Annotated in this window: 11 protein-coding genes; 6 read left to right on the top strand and 5 right to left on the bottom strand. The window is 66.4% G+C overall.

Annotated elements, in window-relative coordinates:
- A partial coding sequence (locus Q4E95_RS07685) for a general stress protein (RefSeq protein WP_303382741.1) occupies positions 1 to 831 on the bottom strand: 831 nt, incomplete at its 3' end.
- Positions 832 to 972: 141 nt separating this feature from the next.
- Between Q4E95_RS07685 and Q4E95_RS07680 the strand changes: the two genes are divergently transcribed.
- Genes Q4E95_RS07680 through Q4E95_RS07670 form a run of 3 tightly spaced genes read left to right on the top strand, consistent with a single transcriptional unit; the run spans position 973 to position 4,104 of the window.
- Positions 973 to 2,271: a CBS domain-containing protein gene (locus tag Q4E95_RS07680; protein WP_303382740.1), complete on the top strand. Its 1,299-nt coding sequence runs from the start codon at positions 973 to 975 to the stop codon at positions 2,269 to 2,271.
- Positions 2,264 to 2,914, top strand: a complete 651-nt coding sequence (locus Q4E95_RS07675; RefSeq protein WP_303382739.1) for a DUF1003 domain-containing protein — start codon at positions 2,264 to 2,266, stop codon at positions 2,912 to 2,914. Before Q4E95_RS07680 ends, Q4E95_RS07675 begins: the two co-directional genes overlap by 8 nt.
- Positions 2,911 to 4,104: an Mrp/NBP35 family ATP-binding protein gene (locus tag Q4E95_RS07670; RefSeq protein WP_303382738.1), complete on the top strand. Its 1,194-nt coding sequence runs from the start codon at positions 2,911 to 2,913 to the stop codon at positions 4,102 to 4,104. The genes Q4E95_RS07675 and Q4E95_RS07670 overlap by 4 nt, the downstream gene beginning before the upstream one ends.
- Before the next feature lie 88 nt (positions 4,105 to 4,192).
- On the opposite strand, the gene Q4E95_RS07665 is transcribed toward Q4E95_RS07670, so the two are convergent.
- Together Q4E95_RS07665 and Q4E95_RS07660 are read right to left on the bottom strand one after the other, a co-directional pair.
- On the bottom strand, positions 4,193 to 4,549 hold the full coding sequence (locus Q4E95_RS07665) for a twin-arginine translocase TatA/TatE family subunit (protein WP_303382737.1): 357 nt from the start codon (positions 4,547 to 4,549) through the stop codon (positions 4,193 to 4,195).
- Between the two features lie 46 nt (positions 4,550 to 4,595).
- Positions 4,596 to 5,222: a hypothetical protein gene (locus Q4E95_RS07660; protein ID WP_303382736.1), complete on the bottom strand. Its 627-nt coding sequence runs from the start codon at positions 5,220 to 5,222 to the stop codon at positions 4,596 to 4,598.
- A gap of 288 nt (positions 5,223 to 5,510) precedes the next feature.
- Between Q4E95_RS07660 and Q4E95_RS07655 the strand changes: the two genes are divergently transcribed.
- The 3 genes from Q4E95_RS07655 to crcB (Q4E95_RS07645) are packed head-to-tail and all read left to right on the top strand — an operon-like array spanning position 5,511 to position 6,942.
- Positions 5,511 to 6,143 (top strand): O-methyltransferase, encoded by a 633-nt coding sequence (locus Q4E95_RS07655; RefSeq protein ID WP_303382735.1) that lies wholly within the window; start codon positions 5,511 to 5,513, stop codon positions 6,141 to 6,143.
- Positions 6,140 to 6,568: a fluoride efflux transporter CrcB gene (gene crcB, locus Q4E95_RS07650; protein WP_303382734.1), complete on the top strand. Its 429-nt coding sequence runs from the start codon at positions 6,140 to 6,142 to the stop codon at positions 6,566 to 6,568. The genes Q4E95_RS07655 and crcB (Q4E95_RS07650) overlap by 4 nt, the downstream gene beginning before the upstream one ends.
- A complete protein-coding gene (gene crcB / locus Q4E95_RS07645; RefSeq protein WP_303382733.1) occupies positions 6,565 to 6,942 on the top strand; it encodes a fluoride efflux transporter CrcB in 378 nt (125 codons plus the stop codon). The genes crcB (Q4E95_RS07650) and crcB (Q4E95_RS07645) overlap by 4 nt, the downstream gene beginning before the upstream one ends.
- 138 nt (positions 6,943 to 7,080) lie before the next feature.
- Here crcB (Q4E95_RS07645) and Q4E95_RS07640 read toward each other — a convergent pair whose 3' ends face one another.
- Together Q4E95_RS07640 and Q4E95_RS07635 are read right to left on the bottom strand one after the other, a co-directional pair.
- Positions 7,081 to 7,248, bottom strand: coding sequence for a DUF3117 domain-containing protein (locus Q4E95_RS07640; protein WP_303382732.1), 168 nt, complete (start codon positions 7,246 to 7,248; stop codon positions 7,081 to 7,083).
- A gap of 99 nt (positions 7,249 to 7,347) precedes the next feature.
- Positions 7,348 to 8,601 carry a hypothetical protein gene (locus Q4E95_RS07635; protein WP_303382731.1) on the bottom strand — a complete coding sequence of 418 codons (1,254 nt, stop codon included), beginning with the start codon at positions 8,599 to 8,601 and terminating at the stop codon, positions 7,348 to 7,350.
- Positions 8,602 to 8,677 lie beyond the last annotated feature (76 nt).

The raw sequence follows: 8,677 nt of genomic DNA, 5'->3' as shown, positions 1-8,677 counted from the left end.
GGCGGAGCGGTTGGCGTCCTGGTGCTGCGGCGCTCCGCCGGCGGGCTGGCCCTGCGGCGCGGGTCCGTTCGGCCGGCTCTGCTGCTGCTGCGGCGCTCCGCCCTGCAGCTCCGGCCCCGCAGGCCAGCCCTGCTGACCCTGCTGGGATCCCGGTTGCCCGCCGTGTGCTCCGGGGTATCCCCTGGGCGCGTTGGGATTTTGCGGCCCGGGTCGGCCCTGCTGTCCGTATTGGCCCTGCGGACCCCACTGCCCCTGGGGCGGTCCCCACTGGCCTCCTTGACCGTTGGGTCCCTGCTGCGGCTGGTTCCACCCGCCTTGCTGCGGGCGCGGTCCGGGGGCTTGAGCAAGGGTGAGTCCACCCAGCACGTTGCGGGCCTCACCGGCGACTTCCGGGGCGGCAATGACCTCGTAGCTGCCGGCCACGATGCGGTTGGTCGAGGTGAAGTCCCGCTTTCCGCGCTGCATTGCGTACGTGATGGTGGCCAGAAGCATCCAGAAAGCACCACCCATGATGATGGGCAACAGCAATGCCTGGGCCAGATCCATGCCGCCCAACAGCGACATCAACAAGCCGAAGAACGCACCGAACACCACGCCGTTGAGGGCGCCCTGCAGCGCCACCTTGGGATAGGACAACCGACCGGTCACCTGCTCCACCGACTTGAGGTCACTGCCGATGATGGAGACCTTGGCGACCTCGAACTGTTGGTCCGCCAGGTAATCCACGGCCTTCTGCGCATCCGCGTAGCTCGTGTACCGGGCGATGGCTTCACCGCGGGGAATCTCGGCGGTGGCGGATAATGTCATGGGGCCTCTGGACGAATAGCTCATGCATTGTATTCTCGCGTAGTTTCCCAGGAGGCCGCAGGGAAACAGCTGAAACATCGCGACCGGTGAACATCCGGGGGCATGTCATGGGAATCTCAACGGCGCGAATGCTGCTCAACTGTCCCCGTTCATTAGGCTGGGACAGTGAGCACAAACCTCTCCAAAATTTTCGTGGCCCGGTTGATCGGCCTGGACGTCTTCGACCCGCTCGGTGACCGACTGGGTCGATTGCGTGACCTCGTGGTGCTCCTACGCACCGGGGGCCGCGGTCAAACCATGGCGCGCCCCATCGTGGTGGGCCTGGTGGTGGAGGTACTCGGCAAGAAACGCGTGTTCGTCCCCATGACGCGTGTGACCAGCATTGACGCGGACCAGGTCATTTGTACCGGCCTGGTGAACCTGCGCCGGTTCGAGCAGCGTGGCGCGGAGACCCTGGCGGTCGGCGAGCTCTTCGATCGCACCGTGGTGCTGCTGGACGGCTCCGGCACCGCGACCATCGAGGACATGGCCATGCAGCAGGTGGGCAACCGCGGTGACTGGCAGATCAGCCAGCTGTTCGTGCGCCGCTCCGTCACCACGGGAGGTTTGATCCGGCGCCGCGGAGAAACGATGATCGTGGACTGGGAGGACACGGATGATCCCTCGAACGCCGGTCACCAGCCGGCCACGCAGTGGATCTCCCAGCACGACGAGGACCAAGCCGCGGACATCGCGGACGAGCTGCGCGGGATGCCCGAGAAGCGCATGCTGGAGATCGCCGCGGAGCTGCAGGACGAGCGCCTCGCAGACGTGCTGGAAGAATTACCCGAGGAGCATCAGGTCTTCATCCTCACCAACCTGGGTAATGACCGCGCCGTCGCGCTGCTCGAGGAAATGGACCCCGACGACGCCGCCGATCTGCTCAACGAGCTGCCGCCCGAAGAAGCAGAGAAGTTCATCACCATGATGGAACCGGAGGACGCCGAGGACGTGCGTCGGCTGCGTACCTACGAGGAAGGCACCGCCGGCTCACTCATGACCCCGGTGCCCATTGTGCTCTCGCCGGAAGCCACCGTGGCCGAGGCCCTGGCGCATATCCGTCAGGAGGAGATCATTCCCGCGGCCGCCTCCGCCGTACTGGTGTGCCGGCCCCCGTTGGAAACCCCCACCGGAAAGTACCTGGGACTGGTGCACACCCAACGACTGTTGCGCTATCCCCCGCCCGAGGCGATCGGTAACCTGATCGACCGATCGATCGAACCGGTCTCCGATCAGGCCTCACTCGAAGACGTGGCCCGGGAACTGGCCTCCTACGACCTCACCATCCTGCCGGTCGTCAATGACGCGAACCGGTTGGTGGGGGCAGTGACCATTGATGACGTGTTGGACGCGTTGCTGCCGGATGACTGGCGCACCTATGACGACGGCACCCCGATCCGGAAGGTGGGTAAGCGGTATGAGTGAACCCAAGCGCAATTTCTCGTCGCAATACTCCCCCGTGCCGTTGGACCAACCGCGGGAGCACCGCCGGAACTTCTTCCAGCGCGTCCGCCCCAATCCGGATTCTTTCGGGCAGTTGACCGAAACCTTTGCCCGCTGGATGGGCACCCCGCAGTTCCTCATGTGGATGTCGATCTTCGTGTTCGTGTGGCTGGGCTGGAACACGCTGGCACCCGAAAGCATGCAGTTCGACCCGCGCGCGCTCAACTACACCCTGCTGACGCTGATGTTGTCCCTGCAGGCCTCGTACGCCGCGCCCCTGCTGCTCCTGGCGCAGAACCGCCAGGACGACCGCGACCGGGTGGTGGCGGAGGAGGACCGCAAACGCGGGCAACAGAACCTCGCGGACACCGAGTACCTGACCCGGGAGATCGCCGCCCTGCGTATTGCGCTGCGCGAAGTGGCCACCCGGGACTACGTGCGCTCCGAACTGCGCTCCCTGCTCGAGGAGATCCTGGAGGCGCAGGAGAACACCAAGACCGAATCCGGCGAGTCCGACAAGGGCCCCAAGAAGGAGCCCGGTCAGGGCAAGAAGAAGTCCAAGAACCAGCCGCCCACCACGGCCGTACCCGTGGTCGCGCGGGCAACGGAGGGAAAGGATTCATGAGCGACTCCCCCATTGATCCCCGACTGCGCGGCGCCCTCGACAAGGTCATCGACCCGGAACTTCGCCGGCCGATCACCGAGCTGGGCATGGTCCAGTCCGCCCGCGTGGACGGTACCACGGCGCACGTCACCATTCTGCTGACCGTCTCCGGGTGCCCCATGCGCGGCACCATTGAAACGGACGTCACCGAGGCGCTGGGCGCCGTCGGCGGCGTCACGGACGTGTCCGTGGACGTGGGTGTCATGACCCCGGCCCAGCGTGAGGAACTGCAGGAGACGCTGGGCCACCGCAAGGCCAACCCGTTCGCCGATCCCCACAACCTCACCCGCGTGCACGCCGTGACCAGCGGCAAGGGCGGTGTGGGCAAATCGAGCGTGACCGTGAACATTGCGGCCGCGCTCGCCGCCATGGGCCGTACCGTGGGCATCGTGGACGCGGACATCCACGGGTTCTCGGTCCCGGGACTGCTCGGCATCACCCAGCCGCCCACGCGCGTGGGCGACATGATCCTGCCGCCGGTGGTCGAGGTCCCCGTCGATCTCACCACGCCCGCTGACGACGCCGCCCCCGGTGCCTCCCGGCGCCGGGCCGAGCGCGGGGTGATCAAGGTGATTTCCATCGGCATGTTCGTGGACCCTTCCCAGCCTGTCGCGTGGCGCGGGCCCATGCTGCACCGCGCCGTGGAGCAGTTCCTCACGGACGTCCACTTCGGCGATCTCGATCATTTGTTGCTGGACCTACCCCCCGGCACCGGCGACATTGCCATTTCGGTGGGCCAGTTGCTGCCCAACTCGGGAGTCCTGGTGGTCTCCACACCGCAGCACGCGGCCGTGACCGTGGCCGAACGCTCGGGCGCGCTGGCGCAGCAGACCGATCAGAAGGTCACGGGCGTGGTGGAGAACATGTCCGCCATGGTGCTCCCGGACGGAACCCGCATGGAAGTCTTCGGCTCGGGCGGCGGCGCAACCATTGCGGCGTCGTTGACCGAACGTTTGGGCTACGACGTGCCCCTGCTGGGCGAAATCCCGCTGGACGTCACCGTGCGCGAAGCCGCTGACCGCGGCGAACCCGCCGTGTGGGCCAACCCCGAGTCCCCGGCCGCCCGGCACCTGTGGGAGGTGGCCAGGGCCCTGGACGAGCAGGGCCGTGACCTGGCCGGTCGTAGCCTGGGCATCACCGTGCGGGGCTGACTCCGCTTACCGAACCGAAGGACCCGGGCTCCGGCTGCTGTGCCGGAGCCCGGGTCCTTTCCCGTGGCCACTCACGTCCGCGAGCGGCTCAGGTGGCTTCCGTGTCGTACGGGGCGCGCTCCCCCGGCTCGAGGCGACGGGCCACCGGCACCGCGGGCGACGCCGCTTGGTACTCGGGTGTCTGCGGTTCGTCCTCTTCCATGAGCGCCTCGCGCACGATCACGCGAGGGTCGTACTGGCGCGGGTCGAGTTTGCGCCAGTCCACGTCCGTGAATTCGGGGCCCAGGGTTTCCCTGAGATCGTCTTTGGCGCCGGTCGCGTAACGTCTCAGGGACTTGATCATGTCCTTGAGTTTCTCGGCGTACTCGGGCAGCCGTTCGGGACCGATGACCACCAGGGCCACCACCAGGATGAGGATGGCTTCTCCGCCAGAAATGCCGAACACTAACTGAACCTACCAACGCCATCTGACGCGAACATGAACGCCGCGTTCATCCAATAATTTCCCGCAGCCCGTCAAGCACCGTGGTGCCGAATCCATCCGGTTCGGAACCCACCATCGTGACGCGGCCTCGTTCTTCCGCGGCTACAAGGGTAAGGGTACGCGACAGTGTGGACGGGGATGCGTCAGTCGTGACCGTGTACACGACGTCATCTCGAGCCATGACCGCCCGCCAGGGTTCCGAGCGGACAACCCACAATTGCGTGCCTTCCACGGCGGACTCATGCAGGCCCTCCGCACTCACCGGCAGACCCGTGGCACCGTCCACGGGGTTATTCGGATTCACCTCACCGCGTTGCTCGATGATCTCCACACTGTGCTGGTCGTTCACCAGCGTGATCACCACCATGGGCTGACCCGCGATCTCACCCTGGACCATGGATTCCACCTGGTAGCCCTCGGAGGCGAGGGACGGTAAGGTCCAGCCTTCGGCACGCAGGGACTGCGCATCCGTTTCCGTGGCGGTCTTGATCATCCCGTGGCTCCCGTTCCAGGCAGCGGCCGCCGGTGGTGTATTCACACCACCGGATGAGTTCAACTTGTTACCCACCGACCACCCGACCCCCACGAGCAGTGCGGTGGTGACGCACAGTGCCACGGTGGTCGCAAAAATCACCGTGCGACGATGCGGTGCCCGACGAGCCCGGGCGACGTTTCGATACAGCGAGCTCAGCGTGGTCTCCCCCTCCCGCAACATGTTGGTGGATCGTTGTAATGAGTCATTGGCTCGACGTTGTCATTCTGAGCGCTCAAGCTGACAGGGTTCTGGACGGTCGCGGGAAACTCTCCGGCCCCGGGTCCGGTCGAGCCGGCGCCCGCGATAAGCTGAACCAGCAATACCGCACCGGCACACCTACCGCGGGTCAGGACCACCAGGGAAGCAGCGAAGGGCACACTAACGTCCATGAGTACGGATAAGACCACCAGCTGGGCCTACTGCGAGGCTTATGCCACGGATGACGAAACCGCGTACCGTGCCCGGGAGCGCTCCCTCGCCCTCCGCCTGGACCCGGTCACCCCCGCCACGTCGGCGCTGCTGACGGTGTTGACGGCATCGGCGCGGCCGGCCACGGTGGTCGAAGTGGGTACCGGCGCGGGGGTTTCCGGGCTGTCCCTGCTGCGGGGAATGCCGGCCAACTCGGTGCTCACCACCATCGACACGGACATCCGCGCCCTGCGGGCGGCGCGTGACACGTTTCGCGAGGCCGGCTTCGAGACCAAACGGACCCGCACCATCTCCGGCGCTGCATCACTGGTCCTGCCTCGGTTGACCGAGAACTCTTACGACATGGTGTTCCTGGACGCAGACCGTGCCAACACCGCCGAATACGTGATCGAGGGTGCGCGTCTGCTGCGCCGCGGCGGCATGTTGGTCGTCAATGACGCCCTCCATCAGGACCGCGTGTCCCAGCCGGCCCACCGGGACGAAGAGACCGTGATCATGCGCGATGTAGTGCGCACCCTGCGTGGTGAGGACCGCTTGGCAAGCACTTTGCTGCCCACGGGCACCGGAGTGCTGTTGGCCGTACGGCGATGAACTGGCTGCCGGCGGCGCTTCGCCCGAAGCCCCTCGCGTTGGTGGGTCTCGGCGGCGCTACCGGGACATTGCTGCGCTGGGGCGTGGGCCACGCACTGCCCGGCCAACACGGGCTGCCCTGGGCCACTGTTCTGGTCAACCTGGCGGGCTCATTCGCGTTGGGTTTCCTCCTGGAAGTCCTGCTGCGGCGCAGCCCGGAGTCCGTTGCCGCCCGCGATCTCCGTCTGCTGTTGGGCACGGGTTTCCTGGGCGGGTTCACGACCTTCTCGACCTTCGCCATGGATCTCACGGGGCTGCTCACCGACGGGCGGGTGGATACCGCCTTGCTGTACGCCGGGTTGTCCCTGGTCGGTGGGACACTGGCTGCGGGTCTGGGCGTCCTGTTGGCGGCGCGGGGCGTCGCGGGTAGAAGAGCTTCTTCATGATGGCTCTGGTGCTGATGGCCTTGGGTGGCGCGGTCGGAGCCATGCTTCGCTTCGTGGTGGACGCCATGATCCGTCAGCTGTGGTCGGCTCGGTTTCCGGTCGCCACCCTGATCATCAACACCACCGGTTCTTTGGCCCTGGGTCTGATCACAGCCGGTGCCACCCCGGGGGGTGTGGACCCGGTGTGGTGTGCTGCGTTGGGCGTGGGACTGTGCGGTGGATTCACCACGTTCTCGACCGCCATGGTGGAAACCGTGCGGCTACTGGGTGAGCGTCGGGGGTTGGCCGGGCTCACGTACTTGCTGGGCAGCGCCGTCGTCTGTGTCATTGCCGCGGGTCTGGGGTCGTGGCTCGGTACCGTGTGGTGGTCCTGACCCACCCGGGAGACCATCTGAGATGATGAGCGGCCCGCGGTTCATGGCGTCAAGGGACCCCACCCAGCAACGAAAAATCTCGAGGGGCCACGCCGCGGTGTGGCCCCTCGAGATTTCTTGACGGTACGGAACCGGCCGTTACCCGGTCACCTTGGCAAGGCATTCGCGAAGCTCGGTGGCCTCGTCAGCCTTGAGTTCCACCACCAGGCGCCCGCCACCTTCCAGGGGGACCCGCATGATGAGGCTGCGCCCCTCCTTGGTGACTTCCATTGGTCCGTCACCGGTTCTAGGCTTCATGGCCGCCATGTATGAACTCCTCTTCGTGTGTACCTACGGCCTCCATCTTATCGAACACTGGCCGGCAACCGTGACCAACCCCACCCTCGACCGGCACCGCCTGTGTCGTTAGGGAGGATAGTCACCGCCGCCGGGCAGTTCTTTCCAGTGCCACAACCAGCCCACCCACACGAGCTGGAGAACGGCGCCGGTCACGACGAGTAGTGTCCGGTAGGCCTTGGACTCCGACACGTGGACCAGCGGCCCGGCCAACAAGGCCCACGGCAGCAGAAGTCGGAAAGTCGACGTCTGCGGGTGCAGCACCAGCAACAGGTACACCCCGTAGGCCGCGATCCACACTCTCGCGAAGAACGGCAGGGCCTCTTTCACCACCCTTGTTCGCAGCATGAGCACCACCGCGGCAACGAGGAGCACGGGTGCGACAACCCCCATGATCGGCCCGAAGAGGTTCACTCCCCGGTCCACCCACGGCAGGATCGGGATCACGCGGTTGTCCCCGCGCCAGGCCGTCTCGGTATCGGTGTAGGCGGTGAACTCTCCCGTGACGGCCCAGGCAATGGCGGGCCAACTCAGCGCAGCCGCGCATGCGATCAGGGCCACCACGAGCCAACGGTCCGCACATTGGTACCACCTACGCTCCCGACGCCGCACGCTCACCACACTGCGCCACAGCCACCACACGCCCAGGGCCGCGGCAAAGGCAACCCCGGTGGGACGGGTGAGCGCCATGAGCACGGTGAAAATCACTACCGGCAACGCCTTGCCCCGCAGCACCGCCAGGACGGCCAGGCTCAGAAACAGCAGATGCAGCCCTTCCGCGTACGGCGTCTGCAGCACCGGCGCCACCGGGTTGACGGCGAAAACCGCTACGGCCCACAGCGGTGCCTTGCCCACATTGTTCACCCAGCGCGGCTCGCGCAGGGCGGGAACGCCGTCGAAAATCTTGTAGAGCACGAGGGCCGCGCCGAAACCCGCGAGCAGCGAGACCGTGGCGGCCGTGAGCGCCCACCCGGTTCCCGTCAGAGCATCGATGCCGCGCACCAGCAGGGGGTGCACGGGGTAGAAGGCCCATTGATTTTGTTCCGCGTGCCCCAGGACATCGCGCGGGAGCTGAGCGGGGTACCCCTCCGCGAAGATCCGCCGGTACCAGTCGGAATCCCAGATGTCCACGAATTGCAGGTACCCCATGGCACCGTCTCCCCACGGACCGGGCCCCTGCTGACGGCCCACCACGGTGAACACGATCCAGCCCCACACGCGGGACAGCCCGTAGACCAGCACCACGGCGAGCCACCACGGGGTGATGTCCCAGGCGCGCCGCAGGGAGGCCGTGCGGACGGTGGAAACGGAGGTGCTGCTCATGCGCCGGAGCCGTTCGATGCGGCGTGCGCCTCGACCAGAATGCTCACCGCCTGCTCCACGCTGTCCGTGACGTGGA

The organism is Kocuria sp., assembly GCF_030536815.1.
Classification (GTDB): domain Bacteria; phylum Actinomycetota; class Actinomycetes; order Actinomycetales; family Micrococcaceae; genus Kocuria; species Kocuria gwangalliensis.
This window is presented reverse-complemented; position numbering and strand designations above follow the sequence as displayed.

Coding starts and splice junctions, on each gene's coding strand:
- Q4E95_RS07635 (WP_303382731.1), bottom strand. CDS start 8,601: ATGAGCAGCACCTCCGTTTCCACCGTCCGCACGGCCTCCCTGCGGCGC.
- Q4E95_RS07675 (WP_303382739.1), top strand. CDS start 2,264: ATGAGTGAACCCAAGCGCAATTTCTCGTCGCAATACTCCCCCGTGCCG.
- Q4E95_RS07655 (WP_303382735.1), top strand. CDS start 5,511: ATGAGTACGGATAAGACCACCAGCTGGGCCTACTGCGAGGCTTATGCC.
- crcB (WP_303382734.1), top strand. CDS start 6,140: ATGAACTGGCTGCCGGCGGCGCTTCGCCCGAAGCCCCTCGCGTTGGTG.
- Q4E95_RS07670 (WP_303382738.1), top strand. CDS start 2,911: ATGAGCGACTCCCCCATTGATCCCCGACTGCGCGGCGCCCTCGACAAG.
- Q4E95_RS07640 (WP_303382732.1), bottom strand. CDS start 7,248: ATGGCGGCCATGAAGCCTAGAACCGGTGACGGACCAATGGAAGTCACC.
- crcB (WP_303382733.1), top strand. CDS start 6,565: ATGATGGCTCTGGTGCTGATGGCCTTGGGTGGCGCGGTCGGAGCCATG.